At 65.5% G+C, this 26,021-nt stretch carries 25 protein-coding genes; 12 read left to right on the top strand and 13 right to left on the bottom strand.

All coding sequences use genetic code 11. From position 1 onward, the window contains the following. Positions 1-19: 19 nt before the first annotated feature. A complete protein-coding gene (locus ACVINW_RS09320) occupies positions 20-490 on the top strand; it encodes a YybH family protein (protein ID WP_456751017.1) in 471 nt (156 codons plus the stop codon). Positions 491-505: 15 nt separating this feature from the next. Here ACVINW_RS09320 and ACVINW_RS09315 read toward each other — a convergent pair whose 3' ends face one another. Then, positions 506-802, bottom strand: coding sequence for a hypothetical protein (locus ACVINW_RS09315; protein ID WP_456751016.1), 297 nt, complete (start codon positions 800-802; stop codon positions 506-508). A 220-nt stretch (positions 803-1,022) separates the two neighbouring features. Between ACVINW_RS09315 and ACVINW_RS09310 the strand changes: the two genes are divergently transcribed. Then, positions 1,023-2,714 carry a putative bifunctional diguanylate cyclase/phosphodiesterase gene (locus ACVINW_RS09310; protein WP_456751015.1) on the top strand — a complete coding sequence of 564 codons (1,692 nt, stop codon included), beginning with the start codon at positions 1,023-1,025 and terminating at the stop codon, positions 2,712-2,714. A gap of 162 nt (positions 2,715-2,876) precedes the next feature. Here the strand turns inward: ACVINW_RS09310 and phaR are convergent, their stop codons facing one another. Next, entirely contained in the window at positions 2,877-3,467 is a 591-nt protein-coding gene (gene phaR / locus ACVINW_RS09305) for a polyhydroxyalkanoate synthesis repressor PhaR (protein WP_456751014.1), read from the bottom strand. A gap of 314 nt (positions 3,468-3,781) precedes the next feature. On the opposite strand from phaR, the gene ACVINW_RS09300 reads away from it, so the two are divergent. The 3 genes from ACVINW_RS09300 (at position 3,782) to yddG (ending at position 7,057) form a co-directional block, all read left to right on the top strand. Further along, positions 3,782-4,960: an acetyl-CoA C-acetyltransferase gene (locus tag ACVINW_RS09300; RefSeq protein WP_456751013.1), complete on the top strand. Its 1,179-nt coding sequence runs from the start codon at positions 3,782-3,784 to the stop codon at positions 4,958-4,960. A gap of 268 nt (positions 4,961-5,228) precedes the next feature. Next, entirely contained in the window at positions 5,229-5,954 is a 726-nt protein-coding gene (gene phbB / locus ACVINW_RS09295; protein WP_456751012.1) for an acetoacetyl-CoA reductase, read from the top strand. Positions 5,955-6,190: 236 nt separating this feature from the next. After that, the gene (yddG, locus tag ACVINW_RS09290; RefSeq protein ID WP_456751011.1) at positions 6,191-7,057 is read left to right on the top strand and encodes an aromatic amino acid exporter YddG; all 867 of its coding nucleotides are present in this window, start codon (positions 6,191-6,193) and stop codon (positions 7,055-7,057) included. Between the two features lie 121 nt (positions 7,058-7,178). On the opposite strand, the gene ACVINW_RS09285 is transcribed toward yddG, so the two are convergent. Together ACVINW_RS09285 and gloB are read right to left on the bottom strand one after the other, a co-directional pair. Beyond that, entirely contained in the window at positions 7,179-7,610 is a 432-nt protein-coding gene (locus ACVINW_RS09285) for a cupin domain-containing protein (RefSeq protein ID WP_456751010.1), read from the bottom strand. After that, the gene (gene gloB / locus ACVINW_RS09280; RefSeq protein ID WP_456751009.1) at positions 7,610-8,377 is read right to left on the bottom strand and encodes a hydroxyacylglutathione hydrolase; all 768 of its coding nucleotides are present in this window, start codon (positions 8,375-8,377) and stop codon (positions 7,610-7,612) included. The genes ACVINW_RS09285 and gloB overlap by 1 nt, the downstream gene beginning before the upstream one ends. A gap of 184 nt (positions 8,378-8,561) precedes the next feature. Here gloB and ACVINW_RS09275 point away from each other — a divergent pair, with 184 nt between their 5' ends. Continuing rightward, a complete protein-coding gene (locus tag ACVINW_RS09275) occupies positions 8,562-9,311 on the top strand; it encodes a class I SAM-dependent methyltransferase (protein WP_456751008.1) in 750 nt (249 codons plus the stop codon). 49 nt (positions 9,312-9,360) lie between these two features. Here ACVINW_RS09275 and ACVINW_RS09270 read toward each other — a convergent pair whose 3' ends face one another. Beyond that, the gene (locus ACVINW_RS09270) at positions 9,361-10,146 is read right to left on the bottom strand and encodes a DUF4167 domain-containing protein (RefSeq protein WP_456751007.1); all 786 of its coding nucleotides are present in this window, start codon (positions 10,144-10,146) and stop codon (positions 9,361-9,363) included. Between the two features lie 465 nt (positions 10,147-10,611). Continuing rightward, complete coding sequence (gene prmC / locus ACVINW_RS09265) at positions 10,612-11,502, bottom strand: peptide chain release factor N(5)-glutamine methyltransferase (protein WP_456751006.1); 891 nt, start codon at positions 11,500-11,502, stop codon at positions 10,612-10,614. Positions 11,503-11,607: 105 nt separating this feature from the next. Here prmC and ACVINW_RS09260 point away from each other — a divergent pair, with 105 nt between their 5' ends. Beyond that, complete coding sequence (locus ACVINW_RS09260; RefSeq protein WP_456751005.1) at positions 11,608-12,033, top strand: HIT family protein; 426 nt, start codon at positions 11,608-11,610, stop codon at positions 12,031-12,033. Between the two features lie 9 nt (positions 12,034-12,042). Here ACVINW_RS09260 and ACVINW_RS09255 read toward each other — a convergent pair whose 3' ends face one another. The 4 genes from ACVINW_RS09255 to ACVINW_RS09240 all read right to left on the bottom strand — a co-directional run bounded on the left by ACVINW_RS09255 (position 12,043) and on the right by ACVINW_RS09240 (position 16,949). Continuing rightward, positions 12,043-12,741: an ABC transporter ATP-binding protein gene (locus ACVINW_RS09255; protein ID WP_456751004.1), complete on the bottom strand. Its 699-nt coding sequence runs from the start codon at positions 12,739-12,741 to the stop codon at positions 12,043-12,045. After that, on the bottom strand, positions 12,738-14,600 hold the full coding sequence (locus ACVINW_RS09250; RefSeq protein ID WP_456751003.1) for a branched-chain amino acid ABC transporter ATP-binding protein/permease: 1,863 nt from the start codon (positions 14,598-14,600) through the stop codon (positions 12,738-12,740). Before ACVINW_RS09250 ends, ACVINW_RS09255 begins: the two co-directional genes overlap by 4 nt. A gap of 14 nt (positions 14,601-14,614) precedes the next feature. After that, entirely contained in the window at positions 14,615-15,490 is an 876-nt protein-coding gene (locus ACVINW_RS09245) for a branched-chain amino acid ABC transporter permease (protein ID WP_456751002.1), read from the bottom strand. A 103-nt stretch (positions 15,491-15,593) separates the two neighbouring features. Then, positions 15,594-16,949, bottom strand: coding sequence for a substrate-binding protein (locus tag ACVINW_RS09240; RefSeq protein ID WP_456751001.1), 1,356 nt, complete (start codon positions 16,947-16,949; stop codon positions 15,594-15,596). Between the two features lie 244 nt (positions 16,950-17,193). Here ACVINW_RS09240 and ACVINW_RS09235 point away from each other — a divergent pair, with 244 nt between their 5' ends. Together ACVINW_RS09235 and ACVINW_RS09230 are read left to right on the top strand one after the other, a co-directional pair. Then, positions 17,194-17,682, top strand: a complete 489-nt coding sequence (locus ACVINW_RS09235) for a hypothetical protein (RefSeq protein ID WP_456751000.1) — start codon at positions 17,194-17,196, stop codon at positions 17,680-17,682. Between the two features lie 145 nt (positions 17,683-17,827). Continuing rightward, a complete protein-coding gene (locus ACVINW_RS09230) occupies positions 17,828-18,268 on the top strand; it encodes a MarR family winged helix-turn-helix transcriptional regulator (protein WP_456750999.1) in 441 nt (146 codons plus the stop codon). Between the two features lie 3 nt (positions 18,269-18,271). On the opposite strand, the gene prfA is transcribed toward ACVINW_RS09230, so the two are convergent. From prfA to ACVINW_RS09215, 3 genes are all read right to left on the bottom strand, one after another. Beyond that, on the bottom strand, positions 18,272-19,351 hold the full coding sequence (gene prfA, locus ACVINW_RS09225) for a peptide chain release factor 1 (protein ID WP_456750998.1): 1,080 nt from the start codon (positions 19,349-19,351) through the stop codon (positions 18,272-18,274). 56 nt (positions 19,352-19,407) lie between these two features. Next, positions 19,408-21,675 carry a phosphoenolpyruvate--protein phosphotransferase gene (gene ptsP, locus ACVINW_RS09220; protein WP_456750997.1) on the bottom strand — a complete coding sequence of 756 codons (2,268 nt, stop codon included), beginning with the start codon at positions 21,673-21,675 and terminating at the stop codon, positions 19,408-19,410. Positions 21,676-22,122: 447 nt separating this feature from the next. After that, a complete protein-coding gene (locus tag ACVINW_RS09215) occupies positions 22,123-23,379 on the bottom strand; it encodes an aspartate kinase (protein ID WP_456750996.1) in 1,257 nt (418 codons plus the stop codon). A 234-nt stretch (positions 23,380-23,613) separates the two neighbouring features. On the opposite strand from ACVINW_RS09215, the gene ACVINW_RS09210 reads away from it, so the two are divergent. The 3 genes from ACVINW_RS09210 (at position 23,614) to ACVINW_RS09200 (ending at position 25,973) form a co-directional block, all read left to right on the top strand. After that, entirely contained in the window at positions 23,614-24,081 is a 468-nt protein-coding gene (locus ACVINW_RS09210) for a PH domain-containing protein (protein ID WP_456750995.1), read from the top strand. Positions 24,082-24,095: 14 nt separating this feature from the next. Further along, the gene (ubiG, locus tag ACVINW_RS09205; protein WP_456750994.1) at positions 24,096-24,854 is read left to right on the top strand and encodes a bifunctional 2-polyprenyl-6-hydroxyphenol methylase/3-demethylubiquinol 3-O-methyltransferase UbiG; all 759 of its coding nucleotides are present in this window, start codon (positions 24,096-24,098) and stop codon (positions 24,852-24,854) included. 219 nt (positions 24,855-25,073) lie between these two features. Next, positions 25,074-25,973: an EamA family transporter gene (locus ACVINW_RS09200; RefSeq protein WP_456750993.1), complete on the top strand. Its 900-nt coding sequence runs from the start codon at positions 25,074-25,076 to the stop codon at positions 25,971-25,973. Positions 25,974-26,021: the final 48 nt, after the last annotated feature.

The raw sequence follows: 26,021 nt of genomic DNA, 5'->3' as shown, positions 1-26,021 counted from the left end.
GGTTCTCGCGGGAGAGGTCATGAGCCAGCAAGCGCCCCTTCCAATCGCCGATCAGACGACCACCCAATCGATCTTCGACTGGCTCGAACGGTTCGCCGCCTGCGTCAGGGCAGTCGACTATGCCGCCGCCCGTCCGTTCTGGCATTCCGACATCATCTCGTTCGGCACCTATCAGGAGCTGATCCACGGCCGCACGCGCTGGACCGAGATGCAATGGGACAATGTCTGGCCCCGCACCGCGGATTTCGCCTTCGATCTCGCGCACACCGAGGTGCTGGTGAGTGCCGATGGCGGCATGGCGACGGTGATCACACCCTGGACCAGCACCGGCTTTCATCCGGACGGCAGCCGTTTCGACCGGCCGGGGCGGGCCACGATCATCCTCGCGCGGCAAGCCGACGGGCGCTGGCTCGGCATTCACTCCCACATGTCGCTGCGCCGCGGCGTGCCGCAGGACAGCCACGGTAACCGGCCGGTCAAGGCCCGCTGATCGCGTGATGATTTGCTAGATGATTTGCCTTGTGCGCCGCGTCACGCTGCGGCGTTCGTCGACATGCGGGCCGTAAGCGCTCTGCGCGTCGGCCAATGACCCACGCCGCAGGCTGCGCGTTTGCGGTTCGTGCGCGGCAGTTGCGATCAGGTGCGCCAAAAATGAAGGGTCGCCGTGGGGCAGCGGAATCTTGGGTGCCCAATGGGTGGTCGCCGCCAGCGGCACCAGAGCCGTGCTGGTCACCCCGGCCACGTCGGTGAACTCGCCGTCCAAGACTTCCAATTGGATTTCCGATTGATCGATATCCAGCATCGCCTGCGACCCGTTGGAGCGTCATAGTTTGGGACGTCACGTCCCTCCGCGACAACCCTCATGGCAAGGGTCATGCCCGCCATCCCCAGTTCGTTCCCGGGCGGTCCAAAACGTGGTTTCCAGATTATTTATCAACTTCTCCTAGCGTTGGATTCGCCGGAACTACTATCTTGAGGGTGTGGAGAATCACCGGGCTCCGTCCCAGATCGAGACATGTTCGATGCCACCTGTCCCGCCAGCTGCCAGCATCCTCGCCTCGCTCGGCCAGGCGACATTCGCCTGGGACCTGGCGACCGACGCGATTGCCTGGAGCGACAATGCGGCGACGGTCTTCCCGGATATCCCTGCCGAGGCGCTCGCCAGCGGTGCCGAGCTCGCCAAGCTGATCGAGCCATCGCGCGGCATTCGCGCGGATGCGCTCGGCCAGTCGGCGCCGGTGCAGAGCGGGGAGGGCGTGCCCTACCGGATCGAATATGGCGTGCGCGCCGTCACCTCGGCGCCGGTGATCTGGATCGAGGAGACCGGCTGCTGGTTTGCCGGCGCTGACGGTAAGCCGGCGCGCGTGCAGGGCGTCGTCCGCGTCAACAATGAACGCCGCGCCCGCGACGAGCAGCTCTTGAAACTGTCGCGGCACGATCCGCTGACCAACGAGCTCAACCGCACCCATCTGGTCGCCTCGCTCGCCGAAGCGATCGAGGAGTGCGCGCGCTTCCGCACCTCCTGCGCCTTCATGCTGATCGGCATCGATCATCTGGCGCGGGTCAACGATGCCTTCGGTTTCGATGTCGCCGACGCGGTCATCGCCGAGGTCGCGAAGCGGATCCGCGCGCGGCTGCGCAGCGGCGACATGCTCGGCCGCTTCTCCGGCAACAAGTTCGGCCTGATCCTGCGCAACTGCACCGTCGACGACACCAACGTCGCGGCCGAGCGCTTCCTCGCCGCAGTGCGCGATGAGGTGGTGCCGACCAAGTCTGGCCCGGTGTCGGTGACGGCATCGATCGGCGCCGTCACCATCCCGCGCCACGCGAAATCGGCGGAGGAGGCGGTCAATCGCGCCCAGGAGACGCTGGACGCCGCCAAGAGCCGCCGCGCCGGATCGTTCGCGCTGTGGAAGCCGAATGTCGAGCGCGATGCCCAGCGCCGCGTCAACATCCGCGTCACCGACGAGATCGTCACCGCGCTGAACGAGCGCCGCATCGTGATCGGCTTCGAGCCGGTGGTCGATGCGCGCCTGCGGCAGCCGGCGTTCTACGAGTGCCTGGTCCGCATGGAGCAGGACGACGGCCGCGCGCTGCTGGCGCCCGATATCGTGCCGGTCGCCGAGCGGCTCGGCCTGATCCGGCTGGTCGATCATCGTGTGCTGGAGCTTGCGATCGCCGAGCTCGCCGCAGCGCCGGGCGTGCAGCTCAGCCTCAACATCTCGCCCGACACCACGATGGATCCGGACTGGTGGGCGACCATCGAATCCCTGATGCGCGCGCATCCCGGCGTCGGCGAGCGGTTGATCGTCGAGATCACCGAGACGGTCGCGATCCAGGATATCGACGATGTCCGCGGCTTCGTCACGCGGCTGAAGAATTTCGGCAGCCGGATCGCGATCGACGATTTCGGCGCCGGCTACACCTCGTTCCGCAATCTGCGCAAGCTCGGCGTCGATATTGTGAAAATCGACGGCGCCTTCGTGCAGAACATCGTGCGCTCGGCCGACGATCGCGCCTTCGTGCAGACGCTGATCGATCTCGCGCGCCGCCTCGAGATCAAGACGGTCGCCGAATGGGTGCAGGATGAGGAAGCCGCCGTGATGCTGCGCGAATGGGGCTGCGACTTCATCCAGGGCCGCCTGATCGGCCTCGCCTCGCCGGACCGGCCGTGGAACGTGCCGGCGGAGAAGACCGTGCCGGCTACGGGGTAGGTCGGCCTGCCACTACAAAACCCGCCATCCTGAGGTGCGAGCGGAGCGAGCCTCGAAGGATGCATGGCCCGGCTGGTGGCCGTCGACCCTTCGAGACGCCGCGCAAGGGCGCGGCTCCTCAGGGTGACGGGATTCAGAACTGGACAGCCCAGCGACTCAGACCTACTCGTCCTTCTTCGCCGGCTGCGACATGCGCTCGAGGCGCTCCTGCATGTCCTTCATCTGGCGGCGCAGGTCGTCGATGTTGCCGTCGTCAGGCGCGGGCTCCGGCACCTTCTCGGCCTCAGTGCCGCCGCGCTGCGGCACGAACGGCTTGAACATCGAGAAGGTCTGCTGGAACAGCTCCATGTTGCGGCGGACCTGCTCTTCCAGCGGCGCAAACGGCGTGCCGCTCAGCGCGCCCGCGATCTGCTTGCGGAACTTCTCCTGCTCCTTGGTCAGCGTCTCGATCGACTGTTCGAGATATTTCGGCACCACCATCTGCATGCTGTCGCCATAGAAGCGGATCAGCTGGCGCAGGAAGGTGGTCGGCAGCAGGTTCTGCCCGGCCTTGTTCTCCTGCTCGAAGATGATTTGCGCGAGCACGGAGCGGGTAATGTCGTCGCCGGTCTTGGCGTCATAGACGAGGAAATCCTCGCCCTCCTTCACCATCGCCGCGAGATCCTCGAGCGTCACATAGGTGCTCGTACCGGTATTATAGAGCCGCCGGTTCGCGTATTTCTTGATCGTGGTCGGATGTTCAGATTTTGCCATGGGCTCTCACTTCAACACCGAAGAACCTGGAACCCCGACGGCATCGCCGCAGGGCTAAATGCAACGCATCGCAGCAAAGGTAAGCATTTTCAAAGCCGCTCGGCTACCGTTTTGTGCTTTGCGGTTAATTCCAAAGCATAGGATTTGCTCAGGAATGTGCCAAGGGCGTCATTTTGAGTGCGTCGCGGCGCGATTTGCGCGACAGTTCGATTGACATGGCTCGATGAGCTTTACAGGATGGTCATTAAGAGACAGGCCCGCCAAACTGGCCGCCCGCCGTCGAGAAACCCAGCTACAACCCATAGGAGATGTCCATGTCAGACGATGTCGTCATCGTCAGCGCCGCCCGCACCCCCGTCGGTAGCTTCAACGGCGCCTTCGCCACCACGCCGGCCCACGACCTCGGTGCGATCGCCATCAAGGCGGCGCTGGAGCGTGCCGGCGTCGAGGGTGGCCAGGTCTCCGAAGTCATCATGGGCCAGATCCTCACCGCGGCGCAGGGCCAGAACCCGGCCCGCCAGGCCTCGATCGCGGCCGGCATCCCGGTGGAAAGTCCGGCCTGGGGCGTCAACCAGCTCTGCGGCTCGGGCCTGCGCACGGTGGCGCTGGGCTACCAGGCGCTGCTCAACGGCGATTCCTCGATCGTCGTCGCGGGTGGCCAGGAATCCATGAGCATGGCCCCGCACGCGCAATATCTGCGCGGTGGCGTCAAGATGGGTGACCTCCAGCTGATCGACACCATGATCAAGGACGGCCTGTGGGATGCCTTTAACGGCTACCACATGGGCAACACCGCCGAGAACGTCGCCAAGCAGTACCAGATCACCAGGTCACAGCAGGACGAGTTCGCGGTCGGCTCGCAGAACAAGGCCGAGGCGGCGCAGAAGGCCGGCAAGTTCAAGGACGAGATCGTCCCGGTCACCATCAAGTCCCGCAAGGGCGACATCGTGGTCGACGCCGACGAGTATCCGCGCCACGGCGCCACGCTCGATGCGATGGCCAAGCTGCGCGCCGCATTCGAGAAGGACGGCACCGTGACCGCCGGCAACGCCTCGGGCATCAATGACGGCGCCGCCGCCGTGGTGCTGATGACTGCCAAGGAAGCCGCCAAGCAGGGCAAGAAGGTGCTGGCCCGCATCGTCTCGTGGGGCCAGGCCGGCGTCGATCCCAAGATCATGGGCACCGGTCCGATCCCCGCCTCGCGCGCGGCGCTGAAGAAGGCCGGCTGGAACATCGCCGACCTCGACCTGATCGAGGCCAACGAGGCGTTCGCGGCGCAGGCCTGCGCCGTCAACAAGGATCTCGGCTGGGATCCGGCCAAGGTCAACGTCAACGGCGGCGCGATCGCGATCGGCCATCCGGTCGGCGCATCGGGTGCGCGCGTGCTGGTGACGCTGCTGCACGAGATGCAGAAGCGCGATGCCAAGAAGGGCCTCGCGACGCTGTGCATCGGCGGCGGCATGGGCATCGCTATGTGCGTTGCACGCGACTGAACAAAAGGCAGCGGGGCCGGTTAGGTGATGAAAAGATCATCTGTCAACCGCGGCGCGAGCTGATAAATAAGATGCCCGGCTTTGCGCCGGGCATTTTGTTTCGGGAGCATGATGCGGAAAAGCGTGAAGCGGTTTTCCGAAAAGATCATGCTCAAAAGAGGGGAGCTAAAGCGCGATGACGATTCAGCCTTATCCCATCGCGCTTTGTTGAGTGAGTGCGAAGGCCGGAGTTATCCGGTTATAAAAGACGGCCAAGGAGGAAACGGACATGGCACGTGTTGCATTGGTGACGGGCGGAACGCGCGGTATTGGAGCTGCGATCAGCAAGGCGCTGAAAGCGGCCGGCTACAAGGTAGCGGCAAGCTACGCCGGCAATGACGCCGCGGCGGAGAAGTTCAAGGCGGAGAGCGGGATTCCCGTCTACAAGTGGGACGTCGCGTCGTTCGACGCCTGCGCGGCCGGCGTCAAGCAGGTCGAGGCCGATCTCGGCCCGGTCGACGTGCTCGTCAACAATGCCGGCATCACCAAGGATACTGCGTTCCACAAGATGACCGTCGAGCAGTGGAACGCGGTGATCAACACCAACCTCGGCTCGCTGTTCAACATGACGCGCCAGGTGATCGAGGGCATGCGCGCCCGCAAGTTCGGCCGCGTCATCTCGATCTCCTCGATCAACGGCCAGAAGGGCCAGTTCGGCCAGGTCAACTACTCCGCAGCGAAGGCCGGCGACATCGGCTTCACCAAGGCGCTGGCGCTCGAGAACGCCAAGGGCGGCATCACCGTGAACGTGATCTGCCCGGGCTACATCAACACCGAGATGGTGCAGGCGGTCCCGAAGGACGTGCTCGAGAAGAGCGTGATCCCGCAGATCCCGGTCAACCGGCTCGGCGAGCCGGAAGAGATCGCGCGCGCGGTGGTGTTCCTCGCCGCCGACGACGCCGGCTTCATCACCGGCTCGACGCTGACCGTGAACGGCGGCCAGTATCACGCCTGACGCCTTTACCTTCATTGCCTGCGACAAATGCAGGCGTTTGCGCTAGCGACGAAGCAATCCAGGTTCGGTATGACGCCGCAGGATTGCTTCGCAGCGCTTTTCATCAGCAGGCAGTTGTCGGCGGGCACTCCGAACTGTAATCCGTCATCCCCGCGCAAAGGCGAAGCTTTTGCGCGGGGATGACGGTGATGCAGCGATGTGCTGGCGCCGGCCGGTTGACCCGCAACGATGAGACAATGACGACCCGAACTGCCACCCTTGTCGGACTGACCGCCATCCTGATGTGGTCGCTGCTGTCGGTCATGACGGTTGCGACCGGGGCGATCCCGGCGTTCCAGCTCGCTGCCATGACCTTTGCGATCGGCGCCGCGGTGGCGTTCGCGAGCTTCCTGCTGCGGCCGTCGGCGTTCGTCGCGTTGAGGCAGCCGCTGATCGCCTGGGTGGTCGGCGTCGGCGGGCTGTTCGGCTATCACGCGCTGTATTTCCTGGCGCTGCGCTTCGCGCCGCCGGCCGAGGCCGGCCTGCTCAATTATCTCTGGCCGCTGCTGATCGTGCTGTTCTCCTCGCTGCTGCCGGGCGAGCGGCTGGCGATCCATCACGTCATCGGCGCGCTGCTCGGCCTCGCCGGCACCGTGCTGCTGTTCGCCGGCAACACCGGCGCCTTCACCCGCGAACAGATTCCGGGCTTCGCGGCGGCTTTCGTCGCGGCGTTCGTCTGGGCCGCCTATTCGGTTATGTCGCGCCGGCTCAAGGCGGTGCCGACCGATGCCGTGGCGGGCTTCTGCCTCGCGACCGCGGTGCTCGCGGCGCTGATGCACATGATGGTGGAGACCACGATGTGGCCCGCGACGCCGCTGCAATGGCTCGCGGTTGTGGCGCTCGGCATCGGTCCGGTGGGGGCTGCGTTCTTCGCCTGGGACATCGGCATGAAGCGCGGCGACATCCGCGTGCTCGGCGCCGCCTCCTACGCTACGCCGCTGCTCTCGACCGCGTTCCTGATCCTGGCGGGCTTTGCCAAGCCCAGCGCCAACATCGCCATTGCCGCGATCCTGATTGCTGGCGGTGGGCTGATTGCGGCGAAGGACATGGTGTGGAAGCGCTGAGGGTTATCAACTCGTCATTCCGGGATGCGCCACTTGGCGCAGGCCCGGAATCCATTTCACCGCTTGCACTTGCGGCCCAATGGATTCCGGGCTCGCGCTCCGCGCGCCCCGGAATGACGAACTAAGTCGGCTCCCAGCCTTTCGGCGCCAGCTCGAACGTCGCGAATTCGAATCCCGGCGCGACGGTGCAGCCGACCAGCGTCCAGTCGCCATTGCTTTCCGCGGCCTGCCAGGCGTCCGCCGGCACGATTGCTTGCGGCTGCTCGCCGCCGATGACGTCAGGCCCGAGCGCGATCGCATGCTGCGGCTCGCCGTCGCGCGCGATCCGCAGCGTCAGCGGCGCGCCGGCGTAATAGTGCCACGTCTCGACGGCGTCGATACGGTGCCAGTGCGAGCGCTCGCCCCGCGCCAGCAGGAAGTAGATCGCGGTCGAATGCGCGCGGCCACCGGCATCGCAGCGTTGGTCGCGAAACGTCTCGCGATAATGCCCGCCTTCGGGATGCGGCTTCAGGTCGAGCCGCGCGATGATGTCGGCAGCGGAGAGCTGGGACATCAGGATTTGTTCTTGCGCTCGCGGAGCTCGCCGAACACCTGCGCGGGGTCGGCGCCCTTCATGTGCAGCTTCGCCGCAACCGAAGGCTCGTCGGCGCGCAGGAACACGTTGGCCTTCTTCTCGTCGCCGAGCAGCACGGGAATCGTCGGCTTGTTCTCGGCACGCAGCTTTGTCACCTCCGCCGCGCGCGCCTGCAAATGCGGATTGTCAGCCTCGATGGTGAGCGCGAACTTCACATTCGCCGCGGTGTATTCATGGCCGCAATAGAGTCGGAAATCGTCCGGCAGCGAACGCAGCTTCAGAAGCGAATCCCACATCATCGGATAGCTGCCCTCGAACACCCTGCCGCAGCCGATCGAGAACAGCGTGTCGGCGGCGAACACCGCCTTCTCGCCGTCGAACACGTAGGAGATATGGTCGAGCGTATGGCCGGGGGTTTCCACCACGCGGGCCAGGAGGCTGCCGACCTTGATGACGTCGGCATTGGCGGCGCGCAGATCGACATTGGCGATCTTGGCCGAGTGGTCGTGCGGGGCGACGACGCGGCAGCCATATTTCTGCTTCAGCTCGGCGACGCCGCCGACATGGTCGCCATGGTGATGGGTGATCAGGATGTCGGTCAGCGTCCAGCCTTCGCGCTCCAGCGCCTTGATGATCGGGCCGGCCTCCGGCGCGTCGATCGACGCCGTTGCCTTGGTCGTGGGATCGTGGATCAGGTAGCCGAAATTGTCGGTGAGGCAGCTGAAGGTACGAATCTCGGCGGTCATGATTTCTCCACGAACAAACGGGACGGACATTCAGAGCATGATCGTCTGGGAAAAACCGGTCGCAACTTTCCCGGGTCATGCTCTTAACGCGCCCAATATAGGTGTGAAATATGGCGTTAACGCTCCGGCGGCAACGCAATTTTCCGCGCAGCCGGCTCACTGCCGGCATGTTAGGCTGGCAACCATGGACGTCATCGACCTCCGCGACTTCTATTCGCAGCGCCTCGGCATCGTGGCGCGGCAGCTGATCAACCGCGGCATCCGCGCACGGTGGCCGAACGCGGACGGCCAGCGTGTGCTCGGGCTGGGCTATCCGACGCCCTACCTCGGCCTGTTCCGCGAGACCTGCGAGCGCTGCATTGCCTTCATGCCGGCGGCCCAGGGCGTGCTGAAGTGGCCGACCGGCCGGCCGGCGCTGGCGACCCTGATCGACGAATTCTCGATGCCGCTGCCGGATGCCGCGGTCGACCGCGTGCTGCTGGTGCACGCGCTGGAGATGTCCGACGATCCCGAGCGGCTGCTGCGCGAGGTGTGGCGGGTGCTGTCACCGTCGGGCCGGCTGATCGCGATCATCCCGAACCGGCGCGGCGTCTGGACCCGCACCGATGCCACGCCGTTCGGCCATGGCCGGCCCTATTCGCGGGCGCAGATCACCCAGCTGTTACGGCAGACCTGGTTCACGCCGGCGTCATGGGGCGAGGCGCTGTTCATGCCGCCGGTGCAGGGCAGCTGGTTCCTGCGCTCGGCGATGGCGTGGGAGCGCGTCGGCGCCGCGCTGTCGATGCCGTTCGCGGGCGTGCATATCGTGGAGGCCAGCAAGCAGGTCTATCGCGCGATTCCCGCGCGCCGCGAACGCACCCAGCTGATCCCGTCATTGCGTCCGGTGCTGGTGCCGTCCTCGACGGCAACGCGCAAATCGAGTCACTCGGAGTAGTAGGGCGCACCCGCCCCTGGAGGGGAGGGTGGCCGCATACGTACCTGCGTTACTCGTTGCCCGGATTGAAGTCGTCGCCGCTCGGCGCGGGCTGCGCCGCCATGTCGGGACGCGGGCTGTGCGGACGGCGGCGGCGGCGCGGGAAGCGCTCGCTGCGTTCGCCGCGCTCTGCGCCGCCATTGTTGCCTTCATAGGCCCCGCCATTGACCTGCGGCTGCGCGCCGCCGGTGATGAACGAGGGCAAGCGATCGACGCCGCCGGCATCCGCCATTGCGGGCTGCGGCTGGTTCTGCGGTTGCGGCTGGTATTGCGGCTGCGGACGATGCTCACGCTCACGATGTTCGCGCGGTTGATGCTCACGCGGCTGCTGGTCCCGCTCGCGATGTTCGCGCGGCTGCTGCTGATCGCGCTGGTACGGCTGCTGGCCGTTCTCGCGCAGGAAGGGTTGCTGCTGCTGCGGCACGAAGCCCGGCTCCTGGCCGAAGCTCGAATAGCCGTCGTCGTCGCCGTCTTCGGTTACGACCGGCTCGGCGTCGGGACGCGGCTGCTGCTGATTCTGCCGGAACTGCTCCTGCGCAGCCGCGATGATCCGGTAGTAGTGCTCGGCGTGCTGATAGTAGTTCTCGGCCGCCACCGGATCGCCGGAGGAGCGTGCATCACGCGCGAGCTGGACGTATTTCTCGGCGACGTGGGAGGCGGTGCCGCGGATCTTGATGTCGGGTCCGTTCGATTCGTACACCCGTGTCAGGGGATTCTGGCCGCGCCGGTTATTGTTGTTGTTATTGTTATTATTGTTCCGGTTGCGCATCCGCTTGTTGTTCTGACCGTTTCTCATCTGTCGCCTTTTATTCCAGCCCTGAAGTGATTGCAGTCCGTCATGTTCGATCCGTCACATTCGATTCGGCGCGCGCCTAGGCACACGGAATCGCAATACCGTTCGAAGTGGCATCGATATCGCCGACCATCTCGTTCAGCAAAGTCGCGTGCAGCAAAGACGCGTTCCCCAACCGCCGGCAATGCCCGCCAGCGACCAAATCATACCGCCCGTTGAGACAGGCCCAGTTCTCGTGCGTAAGTCTTCAAGCGCAATAACAGGCTTTCGTTCGCTTGGCGGTCAGAGCAGCACAGCTTCGGCTATTGCGCTCAATAGACCTGCGTTCCTGGAACCTTTCGATCGGCGGGCTCTGCTGAACCCTGGTCATCACCCGTAACGATTACGGGGCCAGCACCGATGTTGTGCCCGGAACGTAGTCGTTCCCGGGGGATAATCCAAGAGGTTTTTTTGCGTTCCAATAGGACTTTATCGGGGCGGCCGGCGGGCCGAAACGGCCCTCGGAATGCCCCCGAGGTCGGCCCTCGGCGGGCCTGTTGGGGATAACCCGGACGCCGTCATCAGCGCTTCAACGTCGCCGCTTTGGCCCTGTCCAATTTCCACAACCAGAAATCCGCCCGAGGCCAGAAGACCCGTAGATTGCGAAATCAGCGCGCGATAGGCGTCGAGCCCGTCGGGACCGCCGTCGAGCGCCGCGCGCGGGTCGTGCGCGCGCACCTCGATGTCGAGACCGGCGATGTCGGCCGAGGGAATATAGGGCGGGTTGGACACGATCAGGTCGAACGTGCCGGTCAGGGCGCTGGCATAGTCGCATGCGATCCATGTCGTGCGCGCGCCGAGTCCGAGCTCGGCGGCATTCCGGCTCGCCGTCTGCAATGCCTCGGCCGAGATGTCGGTGGCGTAGCCATGCGCGTTCGGCAGTTCCGAGAGCAGCGCCAGCAGGATCGCGCCGGAACCGGTGCCGAGATCGGCGATCCGCAAGGTGCGATCCTCCGCGCCGTCGCCGCGCAGCAGCTCGAGCGCGCGCTCGACCACGGTCTCGGTGTCGGCGCGCGGCACCAGCGTCGCGGCGGAAAGGAGCAGCGGCAGCCCCCAAAACTCCTTGACGCCGAGAATGCGTGCGACCGGTTCGCCGGCGAGGCGGCGTCGTGCGAGGGCCTCGACACGATCCGCTTCGTCAGAGGTCAGGGTGCGCTTGGCGCCGGTGATCATGCCGGTCAGGTCTAGGCCGAGCGCGGCGCCGATCAGCAGCCGTGCATCGAGCTCGGCCGAGTCGTTGCCGGCGGCCGTGAGGCGCGTGGCGAGCGCGCGACGGGCACCCTCGACGGTCGGGTTGGCGTTTTCAGCTGACGGGCTCATCGCGCGTTGTTAGCCGATGGTCGATGCGGCGTCGATATCGCTTGCGCGGCGCGTGGCCGGCGCGCACGGTCGAAGCCTCAACCGACCGATCCGGAACGCGCGACCATGACGGGCTACGACGACCAGAACATCTTCGCCAAAATCCTGCGCGGCGAGATCCCGAGCTTCAAGATCCATGAGACCGACCGGACCCTTGCCTTTCTCGACATCATGCCGCGTTCGCCGGGGCATACGCTGGTGATTCCGAAGGCGCCGGCGCGCGGCATCCTCGACATCGCGGAGGATGACCTTGCCGCGGTGGTGCGGTCGGCCAGGCGCATCGCCATCGCCGCGATGAAGGCATTCTCCGCCGACGGCATCATCATCCAGCAGTTCAGCGAGCCCGCCAGCGGGCAGGTGGTGTTTCACCTGCACATGCATGTGATGCCGGTGAAGGCCGGCGTCGCGCTGCTGCCCGCGCAGACCGTCAAGGCGGAGATGGATGTGCTCGCCGATCATGCCAAACGCATGATCGCGGCGCTCGCGGACTGAGTTGTTGGGCTACACCCCGAGGTAGCGTTGCAGGACGTCAGGCTGCGCCTTGATCTCCTGCGCCGGCCCTTCATGGACGATGTGCCCATTGTTGATGATGTAGATGCGCTGCGCCAGCGCCAGCGTCGCGGCGAGGTTCTGCTCCACCAGCACGATGGTCTGTCCGGCCTCGGCGAGATCGCGGCAGGCCTTCATCAGGTCGCGCACAATCACCGGCGCCAGTCCCTCGAACGGCTCGTCGAGCAAGATGATCTTGGGATCGCGCACCAGGGCGCGCGCGATCGCCAGCATCTGCTGCTCGCCGCCCGACAGATCGGTGCCGCGATTGCTGCGCCGCTCGCGGAGCCGCGGAAACATCTCGTAGATGCGATCGAGCGGCCAGCGCCGCGAGGCGGTCAGGCCGGCGATCATGAGGTTCTCCTCGACGCTCAAGCTGCCGAAGATGCGGCGCTCCTCATGGACCAGCTGCATGCCGGCCTGTGCGATCTTGTGGCTCTTCTTGCCGGCGATATCGACGCCGTCGAACCTCACGGAGCCGCGGCGCGGGGTGACCACGCCCATCAGGCTCTTCAGCGTCGTGCTCTTGCCGGCGCCGTTGCGACCGAGCAGCGCCACCACCTCGTTGCGTTCGACGCGCATTGAGACGTCGAACAGGATGTGGGAATCCCCATAATAGCTGTTCAGTCCGTTGACTTCGAGCAGGCTCATGCGGCGAGCTCTCCATGCACGCCGCCAAGATAGGCTTCCTGGACGGTCGAATTGTTCTTGATCTCCTCCGGCGTTCCCTCGACCAGCACGCGGCCTTCCTGCAGCACGGTGACGCGCTCGGCGAGTTCGAACAACGCATCCATGTCGTGATCGATGATGATCATGGTGCGGCCCTGGCTGATCGACTTCAGGAGCTTCACGGTCTCGACGCGCTCGCGCGGGCTCATGCCGGCCAGCGGCTCGTCGAGCAGCAACAGGCTCGGCGAGGTCGCTAGCGCCAGTCCGATCTCGAGCCGCCGCTTCTCGCCATAAGCGAGCTCGGAGACCGGCGTATCCGGCCGCGCGGCGAGATCGACCAGCTCGAGCGTGTGCTGCACGCGCTCGGACAGGCCGGGAATGCTGTCGATGCTGCGGAACAGGTCGAGCTTGAACTTGCCGCGCAGCCCCGACAGCGCCGCGATCACCAGGTTCTCGCGCACGGTCAGTCCGGCGAACAGCTGATTGACCTGGTAGCTCTTGGTCAGCCCGAGCTGGCAGACGTCGGTGACGTTCATGCCGGTGATGTCGCGGCCGTCAAACAGGATGGTGCCCGAGGTCGGGTGAACCTCGCAGGTCAGCATCTTGAAGAAGGTCGACTTGCCGGCGCCGTTCGGGCCGATGATGCCGCGCAGTTCGCCGTGATTGACGGTAAAATCGATGTCGCTGTTGGCGAGCAGGCCGCCATAGCGCTTGGTCAGGCCTCTGGCCTGGAGGATCGGTCCGGACGGACTGCCCTCGGGGCGAGGCCGCACAGGCGCCGGGGCGACGGCCGCTGCGATGGCGGCGTGCGGCGCGGTTGCGACGGCGACTGCCTCCGGCTCGCTCTCCTCCGGCTCGCGGGCGTCGCGCTGTCCGGTGAGCAGGTCACAGAGATCGGCGAGGCCGCCGATGATGCCGCGGCGCAGGAAGCACACCAGCAGCACGAACACGACGCCGAGCACCAGCTTCCAGGCCGCGCCGAGCCCGAGCGCCGCTTGCAGGAAGTCCTGCAGCGACAGCCACACCGCGGCGCCGACCAGCGGTCCGAACAACGTGCCGCGGCCGCCGATCGCGGTCTGCATGACGAGCTGCCCCGAGGTGTCGAAGGTGAAGGCGTCGGGCGGCATGAAGGCCTGCAGGACGCCCAGGAGGCCGCCGGCAAAGCCGGCATAGGCGGCGGCGATCACGAAGGCGGTCAGCTTGTAGCCGTGGATGTTGTGGCCGACCGCTGTCGCCCGCAGCGGATTGTCCCGGATGGCGCTGAACACGGCGCCGACCGGCGAGCGCACGATGCGCAGCGCGATCACGACGCCGATGAAGTAGCACAGCGCCAGGAACTGATAGAGCGACCAGCCGGTGGTGAAGTGCAGCGTGGTGAAGCCGAGATTGAAGCTCGGGGTCGGCACGCCCGGCAGCCCGTTCTCGCCGCCGGTGAAGTCCGACAGCGGATTGAACTCGACGAAGAAGAATACCTCGGCGATCGCGACCGTGATCATGGCGAAGTAGATGCCGGTGCGGCGCAGCGCGATCAGGCCGATCAGGTAGCCGGTGGCGGCAGCCGCGATCATGCCGATGACGAGCGCGAGCACGACGTAGGGGAAGCCGGCGCGGGTCAACAGATAGGCGGCGACGAAGCCGCCGGTGCCGTAAAAGGCCGACTGGCCGAACGACAGCAGGCCGGTGAAGCCGAACAGGATATCGAAGCCGAGGCCGAACAGGCCCCAGACCAGGATCCGGTTCACCGTGTTGGGTGCAAAGCCGAACCACGGCAGCACGAAGGGCGCGACGATCAGGCCGGCGGCGGTCAGGAATTCGATCAGGTACGGGCGCTGTTTCAGCATCTAGATATCCGTCGTCATTCGCGGCCCTGCGTGCCGAGCAGGCCGTGTGGTCGAAGCACGAGCACGAGCGTCATCGCCGCGAACAGCATGACGTAGGCATAACCGGGGTTGAACATCGAGGTGATGCTGATGATCTCGCCGGCGATCAATCCGCCGAGGATGGCGCCGGGGAACGAGCCGACGCCGCCGATCACCACCACCACGAAGGTCTCGACCAGGATGTCGTCACCGACACCCGGCGTCAGCGACACCACAGGGGCGTTGATGATGCCGGCAAAGCCCGCGGCCATTGCGCCGATGCCGAACACGATCATGAAGACGCGGTAGACGTTGATGCCGAGCGAATCGACCATCACCGAATCCTCGATGCCGGCGCGCACGATCATGCCGAGCCGGGTGCGATACAAGATCAGGAACAACCCGCCGAGCGCGGCCGCGACGATGCCGACTACGGCGAGCCGGTAGGTCGGGTAGAACAGGAAGCCGAGCGAGGTGATGCCCTGCAGCAGCGCCGGCGGCGGCACCACCTGCGATTGGCTGGTGAAGATCAACCGCACGATCTCGACGAAGCAGATGCCGAGGCCGAAGGTCACCAGCAGCTGGTCCTCATGCGGGCGATGGTAGAAATGTCGGATGATGATCCGCTCCATCGCAACGCCAAGCGCCATCACGAACAGCGATCCGGCGATGACGGCCAGAATGAACGAGCCGGTGTAGGAGTAGGCCACATATCCGGCGTAGCCGCCGATCATGAACATGGCGCCGTGGGCGAGGTTGAGCACCCCGAGCGTGCCATAGATGATCGTCAGCCCGGAGCTGATCAGCGCGAGCAGCGCGCCGAGCGCCAGCCCGTTGAAAAGTTGCGAGACGAAGTTTGGCCAGTTGATCATGGCGTGCGTTCAGTCGGCCCGGTCAATGGAGGATGCGTTCTGACACAAGGCGGCGCCGTGGGTCGGGTCGCCCCGCCCACGGCGCCGAGTCGTCTCACGTCAATTAGGTGTAGTCGCCGAGATGGCAGCCGAACGCGTCCGGCTTCTGCATCAGACCGTCGCCGGGGACGATCTCGACCACCTCGTAATAGTCCTCCTTGTTCTTCATCTCCTTTTCCATCTTGCCGCGGACGATGATGACGGGGCGGACGCACTGGTGATCCTCTGGGCGATAATGCACGTCGCCGACCAGCGACGGGATGGTTTCGCCCTTCTCGTAGGCCTTGATGACGTCGGGCGGAAAGAAGCTGCCGGCCTCCTCGACCATCCGGGCCCAGTGCGCGAAGCTGACATAGGCGTTCTCGGCGCCCCACTCCGGCTTGTAGCCGTACTTCTTCTCGAAGGTCTCGTTGAACATCTTGGCCAGCGGATACTTGTCCTCGATGGTCCACCAATAATCGGTCGCGGCATAGACGCCCTGCATCAGGCCGCCGGTCTCGCGCGCGATGAACGGCACCTGGTAGGGCACCACGAGCTTCATCTTATCGAGCACGCCGAACTGCTTGGCCTGCTGCGTCGACAGCACGGCGTCGTGGCCCCAGTTGACGTTGATCAGCACGTCGGCGCCGGAATTCGCGACGTTGAGCAGGTAGGACGAATAGTCAGGCGCGCCGAGCGGCGACACCTGATTGGTGACCGTCGTCCAGCCCGCCTGGGCGAGGAAGTCCTGCATCGACTTGGTGACGGTGTGGCCGTAGGTGTAGTCGGGCGTCAGGTAGGCGGCCTTCTTGTTCTTGCCGAACTGCTTGATCAGCACAGGCGCGATTGCGGCAGCCGCGGTCTGGCCGAAGAAGTTCTGGCGGAAACCGTAACGCACGCAATCCTTGCCGGTGGTGTCGTTCGATCCGGAGATGCCGCAGACGAAGATCACCTTCTCGCGCTGCGCCAGCTTGTTCAGCGCGACCGCGACCGCGCTCGAGGTGCCGCCGGTGATCATGACAGCCTTGTTCTCGGTGATGAAGCGCTGCTGCGCCTGCACCGCCTCGTTCGGCTTCGCCGCGGAATCCGCGACACCGAACTTCAGCTCCTTGCCGAGCACGCCCTTGCTGGTCTTCGGCGAGATCTTCTTGATCAGATCGTGGCCGCTGTTGATGTGCTCGATCGCGAGCTGATAGCCCTTGAGTTCATCCTCACCCTGAACCGCATAGGTGCCGGTGCGCGGCACCGAGATGCCGATGAAGACCGAGGAGCCGGACGTGCCGCCGGGATAGGTGCCGATCGCCGGCTTGTCTTCGGCGAATGCGCGCGATGCGATCGATGCCGGCAGCATGGTGCCGCCGATCAGGCCTGCACCGGCCTGCAACAGGGTGCGACGCGAGACGTTCGATGCTCTGCCCGGCCATAAATCCTTGGTGCTCATCGCTCGATATCCTCCAATTATATTGATTGTTGGCGCGCACGATCATTCGTCGCCGGATCGGGGCGATCGGCTGCGGGATGCGCCGGCTGCGATGGAGCAGCCTGTCACAGCTACAATTCCCCACCGGCATATTTAGTCAATGTCACCTTTCGTCGAATCATATCGATCTACGATAGAATTAATATCGGTTCACGACGTATCGAGGGTTTACCGCCCGGGTGCCGGTCCTGTAAGTGAGGGAGCGATGATCGAACAGCCTTCAAATCGCACCGCAAATGCCGCCGAGCACGCCGCGACCGAGGACGGCAGCGCCGAGCCATCGGGCGGCCTGAGCATCCGTGCGCTCAACGTGCTGAAGGAACTGTCACTCGAGCTGCTCGACGAAGTGCCGCCGAAGCTGGGCTGGACGCCGCCGGACGATCTGCTGCGGCTGCTCACTGCGCGCCATCTTGCGACCGCGCGAAATTGCGGGCGGCAAACCATGCGTGAGATCATCGATTGGGCCGCGACGCGCGGGATCTCGATCCCGTCGCCGCATCACACCGGCAAATCGTTGTCGGAGGTCTGGGGCGGTCTGGTCGAGCGTGCCTCGGCCGGGCATCTCACCAAGAGCGAGATCACCGAGGCGCTGGAGAAGTCGATCCGCCGCAGGAGCCCGCGGATCCCGGTCGCGTTCCAGATCGTCCTGTTGAAGATATTGAGCTCGAGCTACGATCACTGGCCGCAGCCGTGATCTCGCCTCGCCGGGCCACTCGTCCGTCAAACCGCTGAAAACATGAGTGCAAAGAGCGCCGGCAGGATGGTCCGCCGGGCTCGGGCTTGCTAGCGTCGCGTGGCTCCTGCCGATTGGCAGAGCGAGCCAGCAATGGGACGGCGGAATGCCTCAAGCAAAGCAGCGACGAACGCAAGCCGCGACGGTCGATTACGCGGCGCTGGCCCGGTTCCGCTACCAGCTGCGCAGCTTTCTCGCGTTCAGCGAAGAGGCGGCCCAGCAGGCCGGGCTAACCCCGCAGCAGCACCAGGCGCTGCTCGCCATCAAGGGGTTCTCCGGAACCGAGCCGACCACGGTCGGCGATCTCGCGCGCTATTTGCTGATCCGCCACCACACCGCGGTCGAGCTGGTCAACCGGATGGTGAAGCTCGGGCTGCTCACGCGCACCGTCGATGCCGCTGATGGCCGGCGTGTCCAGGTGACGTTGACGGCGCAGGGCGAGCGCAAGCTGCAGGCGCTGTCGAAGATTCATCTTGAGGAACTGACCACGGCGGGCCCCGCGCTCGGCAAGATCCTGCGCCATTTCAGGCAGTCGCAGAAACGCTGATCCTCAGGCCGCGGCGCCCTGGGCGGCGAGCTGCGCGGCCTGGTGCTCGGTGGTCAGCGCATCGATCAGTTCGCTTAAGCTTTCGCCGGCGATCACCTGCGGCAGCTTATAGAGCGTCAGGTTGATGCGGTGGTCGGTGACGCGCCCTTGCGGGAAATTATAGGTGCGGATGCGCTCGGAGCGATCGCCGGAGCCGACCTTCTCCTTGCGGTCGGCGGAGCGCGCGGCTTCGACGCGCTGGCGCTCGGCGTCGTAGATGCGCGAGCGCAGGATGTTCATCGCCGACGCCCGGTTTTTGTGCTGCGAGCGGCTGTCCTGCATCATCACCACGATGCCGGTCGGCAGATGGGTGATGCGGATCGCGGACTCCGTCTTGTTGACGTGCTGACCGCCGGCGCCGCCGGCGCGCATGGTCTCGATCCTCAAGTCGGTGTCCTTGATGTCGACGTCGACGTCCTCGACCTCGGGCAGCACCGCGACGGTGGCGGCCGAGGTGTGGATGCGGCCCTGGGTTTCGGTGTCGGGCACGCGCTGCACGCGGTGCACGCCGGATTCGAATTTCAGCTTGGCGAACGCGCCGCGGCCCTGCACCTCGGCGATGATTTCCTTGAAGCCGCCGACGGTGCCTTCGCTGGCCGAGATCACCTCGACCTTCCAGCCCTGCAAGGCGGCGAAGCGCTCATACATCCGGAACAGGTCGCCGGCAAACAGCGAGGCCTCGTCGCCGCCGGTGCCGGCGCGGATTTCCAGCACCACGTTGCGGTCGTCCATCGCGTCCTTCGGCAACAGCGCGACGCGGATCTTCTGCTCGAGATCGCCGATCCGCGCCTGCAGCGTCTGAAGCTCAGCCTCCGCCATGCTGCGCATCTCGGGATCGGTACCGGCATCCGCCAGCATCGCCTCGGTGTCGCTGAGTTCGCTGCGGGCCGACCGATACGTCTTCACGGCGTCGATCAGCGGATTGAGCTCGGCGAGCTCGCGCGTGATCGCAACATAGCGGTCGGACTTGACCTCGCCGAGCAGCTCGGCCTCGAGCGAGGCGTGATGGGCGAGCAGGACGTCGAGTTTGGCTTCGGGTAGCATGGCGGTATCTCGAATTGCAGGAGGCGCGACGGGCGGCGGAAGCGACGACAGCGTCGCTACAAGGCCAGCCCCTCGGTTTCCGCAAACTTGGTCAGCGCCTCGCGGATCGACACGCTGCCGACCGGGGCGTCCAGCAGCGGATTGATCATCGCCTCGGCCTTCTTGGCGTCGAGGTCGAGGATCAACGCCTTCACCGGGCCGTGCGCCGTCGCCGACAGCGACAGCGAGCGATAGCCGAGCGCAATCAGCGCCAGCGCGCCGATCGGCTTCGAGGCCATCTCGCCGCACAGCGAGGCGACCTTCTTCGCGGTCCTGGCCTTGCGCACGATGTCGCGCAGCGCGCGCAGGATCGGCGCCGACAGGATGTCGAACCGCTCCGAGACCTTGGCATTGCCGCGGTCGACCGCGAACAGGAATTGGAACAGGTCGTTGGAGCCGACCGAGACGAAGTCGACCTTCTTCAGCAGTTCGTCGAGCTGGTAGAGCAGCGCCGGCACCTCGACCATGGTGCCGATGTCGATTCGCTCGGGCAGCGAATGGCCGTGCTGGCGCAGATAGGTCAGCTCACGCTCGACGATCGCCTTGGCCTGGTCGAACTCGGCGATGTCGGAGATCATCGGGAACATGATCTTCAGCGCGCGGCCGCCGCCGGCGCGCAGCAGCGCGCGGATCTGGCCGCGCAGCAGGCCGGGGCGATCGAGGCCGAGCCGGATCGCGCGCCAGCCGAGCGCCGGATTTTCCTCGACCACGGTCTCCATATAGGGCAGCGCCTTGTCTCCGCCGATATCGAGCGTGCGGAAGGTGACGGGCTTTGCGCCCGCGGCGTCGAGCACGGTGCGGTACAGCGCGAGCTGGTCGCTCGAGCGCGGCAGGCTCGGGCTCACCATGAACTGCAATTCAGTCCGGAACAGGCCGATGCCGGCGCTGCCGGTGTCCTCGATATGCGGCAGGTCGATGGTCAGGCCGGCATTGATCAGGAGCTCGATCGGCTGGCCGTCTTTGGTCACGCAGGGCTTGTCGCGCAGCGCCGAATATTGTGCCTGCCGCCGCGCCCGGAACCGGACCCGCTCGGCATAGGCCGATTCGATCTCGGTGGAGGGGCGGACATAGATCTCGCCGGAAATGCCGTCGACGATGATGGCATCGCCGGGATCGGCGATGCCGGGCGCATTCGGCACTTCGCCGACCGCGGGAATGCCGAGCGCGCGCGCCACGATCGAGACGTGGGAATTCGCAGTGCCTTCCTCCAGCACCAGGCCGCGCAGCCGCTTGCGGTCATAGTCGAGCAGCGCCGCCGGGCCCATCGCGCGGGCGATCAGGATGGCATTGTCGGGCAGTTGCTCGCGCGACGGCGCATGGTCCTGGCCGACCAGTTGCCGCATCAGGCGATGGCCGAGATCCTCGAGGTCGTGCAGGCGGTCGCGCAGATAAGGGTCGGTCGATCGCAGCATGCGGGCGCGGGTGTCGGACTGCACGCGCTCGACCGCGGCCTCAGCGGTCAGGCCGGTGGCGACCGCCTCATGCAGCTTGTGCGACCAGCCCTGGTCGTTGGCGAACATGCGGTAGGCTTCCAGCACCTCGCGGTGCTCGCCGCCGTCGGCGACGTCGCCGCGCTCCAGCATGCGGTCGAGATCGGCACGCAGGTTGGCCAGCGCGGTGTCGAGGCGCTTGACCTCCTTCGGCAGGTCCTCGGCGATGTAGTTGGTGATGACGACGCGCGGCTCGTGCAGCACGACATGGCCGAGCGCGATGCCGTCGGACAGCACCGCGCCGGTCTTGTGCAGCGAGTGCCGTGCGGCGGGCTCGGCGCCGGGCTGCGCCAGCGCGGCAAGCTCGCCGGAGGCGATCATCTCCGCCAGCACCATGGCGGTGGTCTGTAGCGCCTCGACCTCTTCCTCGACATAGGTGCGCTTGGCGCGGTTCTGCACCACCAGCACGCCGAGCGTATTGCCGGCGCGCAGGATCGGCACGCCGAGGAACGAGTGGTAGATCTCTTCGCCGGTCTCCGGGCGGTAGGCGAAGGCCGGATGGCTTTGCGCGTCGGACAGATTGAGCGGCGTCGCCTCGCTGGCGACGAGGCCGACCAGGCCTTCATGCGCGCTCAGCACGGTGCGGTGGACGGCGTCGCGGTTCAGACCTTCGGTGGCGTAGAGCTCGAGCGTGTTGTCGACGCGCAGCACGTAGCAGGAGCAGACCTCGGCCACCATGTTGGCCGCGATCAGCACCACGATCTTGTCGAGGCGCTCCTGGGCGGAGACTTGCTCCGCCATGGTTTCGCGGAGCCGTCTCAACAGGATGCGTGGGCCTCCCGACGCGCTCCGCATATGCTTCAGTCCCTCCCCACGAGGCCGGCGCACCTGGCCGGCCGGCCGCTGGCGCAAAACTCGTCAAAAACAACAATTTTAGTCATTCGGTGTCGCCGCTCGCGCCAGTTCCCGCCGATTCGGGATCGCTCAAACTGTGCCACAGTTTGCGACAGCCTACCTGACTGGCCGTATAGCCAATCGAGGCTGGCTTTGCCAAGCAAAACGCCTGCCAGTAGCAAATAACGTCTGCGTCAGCCCTATGCTGCGCCCGCTAAGAGAAATTCTAACTCCGGGGCGGGTGGAGGCCGGACATCCCGTGCTCGCTCCCCGTCATTCCATGGCGCGCCCCTTGGCGCGAGCCCGGAATCCATTGGGCCGCAATCCGGGTGGTGGAATGGAGTCCGGGCTCGACGCTTCGCGCCGCCCCGGAATGACAGCGGAGGGTGTCCCGCCTGCCTGTCGGCCCTACGCCTGATCCAGCCCGTACAGCGTGTGCAGCGTGCGCACCGCCAGTTCGGTGTAGGCGGCGTCGATCAGCACCGAGAACTTGATCTCGGACGTGGTGATGGCGCGGATGTTGATGTTGCGGTCGGCCAGCGCCTTGAACGCCTTCGCCGCGACGCCGGCATGGCTGCGCATGCCGCTGCCGATCACCGAGACCTTGGCGACGTCGGTCTCGGTGTCGAGCCGGGCGAAGCCGATCTTGGCCTTGGCGGCGGTAATGGTGTCCTTGGCGCGGTTGTAGTCGGTTGCCGGCACGGTGAAGGTGAGGTCGGTGGTCTTGCCGTCCTCCGACACGTTCTGCACGATCATGTCGACATTGATGTTGGCATCCGCGAGCGGCCCGAAGATCGCCGCGGCGACGCCCGGTTTGTCCTCGATCTGGCGCACGGAAATCTGGGCTTCGTCCTTGGAGAAGGCGATGCCGGTGACGACGTGCATTTCCATGATTTCCTCCTCGCTGCAAATCAGCGTGCCCGGCGGCTGGTTGGCGTGCGGGTCGATATCCTCTGGCTTGTCGAAGCTGGAGCGCACGAAGATCGGCATGTTGTGCACCATGCCGAGTTCCACCGAGCGAACCTGCAGCACCTTGGCGCCCTGCGAGGCCAGCTCCAGCATGTCCTCGAACGCGATCTTGTCGAGCCGGCGTGCCTTCGGCACCACCCGCGGATCGGTGGTGTAGACGCCGTCGACATCGGTATAGATGTCGCAGCGGTCGGCTTTCAGCGCGGCTGCGATCGCCACCGCCGAAGTGTCCGAACCGCCGCGGCCGAGCGTGGTGATGCGGCCGGTGTCGGGGTTGATGCCCTGGAAGCCGGCGATCACGGCGACTTCCTTGCGCTCCTTGAAGCGGGTGATGATCTCGGTGCCGTCGATCTCGAGGATCCGCGCCGAGGCGTGCGCGTCCGAGGTCTTGATCGGGATCTGCCAGCCCTGCCAGGAGCGGGCCTGGATGCCGATGCCCTGCAGTACGATCGCGAGCAGGCCCGACGTGACCTGTTCGCCGGAGGCGACCACCGCGTCATATTCGCGGGCGTCGTGCATCGGCGAGGCGTCGGTGCACCAGGCCACCAGTTCGTTGGTCTTGCCGGACATCGCGGAGACGACCACGGCGACCTCGTGGCCCGCGTCGACCTCGCGCTTCACGTGCTGCGCGACGTTGCGGATACGATCGATATTGGCGACGGACGTACCGCCGAATTTCATCACGAGGCGGCCCATGACGACGCGTCTATTCCTTTAAGAGGATAAGTAGGTTAACCCACGCCGAAAACCGCAAGCATGGGGACCGAAAGGCGCGTATACATAGCGCCGCGCCCGGGGGCAAGCCGGTTGGTGGGGCTCTCTTGAGGTCCTTCAGGGGTGTTTTGGCCGGTTGCGGGCGGGCTGTGGCGCAAGGGTAACTCACGGGTGACTCGCCGGGGGTGACCGGGGCGTAATGCGAAGGCGGATTGGATGGCACGTTACATCGACGATATCCTGCAGCCTGGCGAGAAGGTGCTGTATTCCACCAATGCGCACTGGATCTTCTACTGGCAGGCGATCCTGGCCTGGATCGTCGCGTTAGCGCTGCTGATCGCCTCGCGCCTGACGACGGTTGACGGCCTCACGCTGGCCTGCCTGGCGGCCGCCGCCGTGGTCGCCGTCGCGGCGCTGTACTGGACTGCCGCGGCCTGGTTCCATCGCTGGACCACGGAAACCGACGTCACCAATTTCCGCGTGGTGCACAAGAGCGGCTTCATCAAGCGGCGCACCTTCGAGATGAGCCTCGACAAGGTCGAGAGCGTCGACGTCAACCAGAGCATCATGGGACGGCTGCTCAATTATGGCGACGTCACCATCCGCGGCGTCGGCGAGGGCATCGAGATCATCAAGACGATCGCCTCGCCGCTGTCGTTCCGCAATTCGATCACCGCGCGATAGGGGCGCGCGCATCCATGGCGACACAATCAACTTTGTCCAATGCCTCCTCCGGTTCGGTCGATCCGGCCGAGGTCGCGAAATTCTCAAAGCTGTCGGATGAATGGTGGGATCCGCGCGGCAAGATGGCGCCGCTGCACAAGATCAATCCGCTGCGCCTGACCTATATCCGCGACGCCGCCTGCCGCAAGTTCGAGCGCAATGCCAAGAGCCTGAATTGCCTGTCCGGCCTGCGCCTGCTCGACATCGGCTGCGGCGCCGGGCTGTTGTGCGAACCGTTCACCCGGCTCGGCGCCCAGGTGATCGGGATCGATCCGTCCGCCACCAACATCGCCGCGGCGAAGCTGCACGCCGACAAGGGCCATCTGTCGATCGACTACCGCTGCACCACGGTGGAGGAGATGGACGCGCGCGAGCGCTTCGACATCGTGCTGGCGATGGAGGTGGTCGAGCACGTCAACGACGTCGGCGCCTTCATCAAGCGCTGCGCTGTCATGCTCAAGCCCGGCGGGCTGATGGTGGTCTCGACCCTGAACCGCAACTGGAAGAGCTTCGCGCTGGCGATCGTCGGCGCCGAATACGTGCTGCGCTGGCTGCCGCGCGGTACCCATGAGTGGAGCAAGTTCGTCACCCCCGCCGAGCTCGAGCGCTATCTCGGCGACGTCAACCTCACCGTCACCGAACAGGCCGGCGTGGTCTACAATCCCCTCGCCGACAAATGGACGGTGTCGACCGACATGGACGTCAACTACATGGTGGTGGCGGAGGAGGTGTAGCCTTCACCTCGTCCTGCTAGCGTAGCCCGGAAGGAGCGCAGCGTAATCCGGGACCGGTCTGTCCGCGGTTGGGGTGGCCCGGATTGCGCTTCGCTGCATCGGGGCTACGGCAGATCGCGGTGGCAGCGCAGCCCTGTCATGCGCCGTTTTGGTTGACCGCATCATCCGCAATCGGCACGCTCGGCGTGTATCCCGCCCCGGCACGCTTTCCTCACCCGCATGTTCACCATCGCCTCGCTCTGGATCCCCTTCACCATTGTCGCTGCGTTCGGGCAGGTGGCGCGCAACGCGATGCAGCGGCATCTCACCGCGCCGCTTGGCACCTGGGGTGCGACCAACATCCGCTTCCTGTTCGGCCTGCCGTTCTCGGTGGTGTTCTTTGCGCTCGCGATCATCGCAACCGGCGATCGCGTGCCGTGGCCGGCGGCCTCGTTCTGGCCGTGGCTGGTGTCCGGCGCGCTTAGCCAAATCGTCGGCACCGGCTTCATGCTGCTCGCAATGAACGACCGCTCTTTCGTGGTGACCACCGCCTATATGAAGACCGAGGCGATCCAGACCGCGATCTTCGGCTTCATCTTCCTCGGCGACCATCTCACGGCATCAAAGGTGATCGCGATCGTGATCGCCACCATCGGGGTCGTCATCACGGCGCTGCGGCCCGGCGGGCAAAAGAGCTTTGCCGATTTGCGCCCGACCGTGCTCGGCCTCGGCGCCGCCGCGGTATTCGCGATCTCGGCGGTGAGCTTTCGCGGCGCCATCATTGCGGTGCCCGGCGTCTCGTTCGTGACGGCGGCGTCCTGCACGCTGATGTGGAGCCTGTTCGTCCAGACCCTGATCCTGTCGGTCTATCTGTTGCTGCGCGCGCCCGACGTGCTGCGGAAGATCCTCGGCCTGTGGCGGCCCTCGCTGTTCGCGGGCTTCATGGGCGCGTTCTCGTCGCAATTCTGGTTCCTGGCGTTCGCGCTCACCGCCGCCGCCAATGTGCGCACGCTGGCGCTGATCGAGGTGCTGTTCGCGCAGGGCGTGGCGTATTTTTCGCTCAAGCAGCCATTCTCGCTGCGTGAGGTGTTCGGCATCATCCTGATCGTGATCGGCGTCGCGCTCTTGATCGCCGCCTAGACTCTCGGTTGACGCGTTTTCTTCAGGCGAACCGGTGCCCACTTCGCT

The sequence above is a fragment of the Bradyrhizobium sp. USDA 4461 genome (genome assembly GCF_054055655.1).
The sequence above is the reverse complement of the archived record's forward strand: the minus strand, read 5'-3'. Positions and strand labels throughout refer to the sequence as shown.

Bases quoted from the DNA above. Each gene is read 5' to 3' on its own strand.
- ACVINW_RS09320 (WP_456751017.1), top strand. From the start codon at position 20: ATGAGCCAGCAAGCGCCCCTTCCAATCGCCGATCAGACGACCACCCAA.
- ACVINW_RS09315 (WP_456751016.1), bottom strand. From the start codon at position 802: ATGCTGGATATCGATCAATCGGAAATCCAATTGGAAGTCTTGGACGGC.
- ACVINW_RS09310 (WP_456751015.1), top strand. From the start codon at position 1,023: ATGCCACCTGTCCCGCCAGCTGCCAGCATCCTCGCCTCGCTCGGCCAG.
- phaR (WP_456751014.1), bottom strand. From the start codon at position 3,467: ATGGCAAAATCTGAACATCCGACCACGATCAAGAAATACGCGAACCGG.
- ACVINW_RS09300 (WP_456751013.1), top strand. From the start codon at position 3,782: ATGTCAGACGATGTCGTCATCGTCAGCGCCGCCCGCACCCCCGTCGGT.
- phbB (WP_456751012.1), top strand. From the start codon at position 5,229: ATGGCACGTGTTGCATTGGTGACGGGCGGAACGCGCGGTATTGGAGCT.
- yddG (WP_456751011.1), top strand. From the start codon at position 6,191: ATGACGACCCGAACTGCCACCCTTGTCGGACTGACCGCCATCCTGATG.
- ACVINW_RS09285 (WP_456751010.1), bottom strand. From the start codon at position 7,610: ATGTCCCAGCTCTCCGCTGCCGACATCATCGCGCGGCTCGACCTGAAG.
- gloB (WP_456751009.1), bottom strand. From the start codon at position 8,377: ATGACCGCCGAGATTCGTACCTTCAGCTGCCTCACCGACAATTTCGGC.
- ACVINW_RS09275 (WP_456751008.1), top strand. From the start codon at position 8,562: ATGGACGTCATCGACCTCCGCGACTTCTATTCGCAGCGCCTCGGCATC.
- ACVINW_RS09270 (WP_456751007.1), bottom strand. From the start codon at position 10,146: ATGAGAAACGGTCAGAACAACAAGCGGATGCGCAACCGGAACAATAAT.
- prmC (WP_456751006.1), bottom strand. From the start codon at position 11,502: ATGAGCCCGTCAGCTGAAAACGCCAACCCGACCGTCGAGGGTGCCCGT.
- ACVINW_RS09260 (WP_456751005.1), top strand. From the start codon at position 11,608: ATGACGGGCTACGACGACCAGAACATCTTCGCCAAAATCCTGCGCGGC.
- ACVINW_RS09255 (WP_456751004.1), bottom strand. From the start codon at position 12,741: ATGAGCCTGCTCGAAGTCAACGGACTGAACAGCTATTATGGGGATTCC.
- ACVINW_RS09250 (WP_456751003.1), bottom strand. From the start codon at position 14,600: ATGCTGAAACAGCGCCCGTACCTGATCGAATTCCTGACCGCCGCCGGC.
- ACVINW_RS09245 (WP_456751002.1), bottom strand. From the start codon at position 15,490: ATGATCAACTGGCCAAACTTCGTCTCGCAACTTTTCAACGGGCTGGCG.
- ACVINW_RS09240 (WP_456751001.1), bottom strand. From the start codon at position 16,949: ATGAGCACCAAGGATTTATGGCCGGGCAGAGCATCGAACGTCTCGCGT.
- ACVINW_RS09235 (WP_456751000.1), top strand. From the start codon at position 17,194: ATGATCGAACAGCCTTCAAATCGCACCGCAAATGCCGCCGAGCACGCC.
- ACVINW_RS09230 (WP_456750999.1), top strand. From the start codon at position 17,828: ATGCCTCAAGCAAAGCAGCGACGAACGCAAGCCGCGACGGTCGATTAC.
- prfA (WP_456750998.1), bottom strand. From the start codon at position 19,351: ATGCTACCCGAAGCCAAACTCGACGTCCTGCTCGCCCATCACGCCTCG.
- ptsP (WP_456750997.1), bottom strand. From the start codon at position 21,675: ATGCGGAGCGCGTCGGGAGGCCCACGCATCCTGTTGAGACGGCTCCGC.
- ACVINW_RS09215 (WP_456750996.1), bottom strand. From the start codon at position 23,379: ATGGGCCGCCTCGTGATGAAATTCGGCGGTACGTCCGTCGCCAATATC.
- ACVINW_RS09210 (WP_456750995.1), top strand. From the start codon at position 23,614: ATGGCACGTTACATCGACGATATCCTGCAGCCTGGCGAGAAGGTGCTG.
- ubiG (WP_456750994.1), top strand. From the start codon at position 24,096: ATGGCGACACAATCAACTTTGTCCAATGCCTCCTCCGGTTCGGTCGAT.
- ACVINW_RS09200 (WP_456750993.1), top strand. From the start codon at position 25,074: ATGTTCACCATCGCCTCGCTCTGGATCCCCTTCACCATTGTCGCTGCG.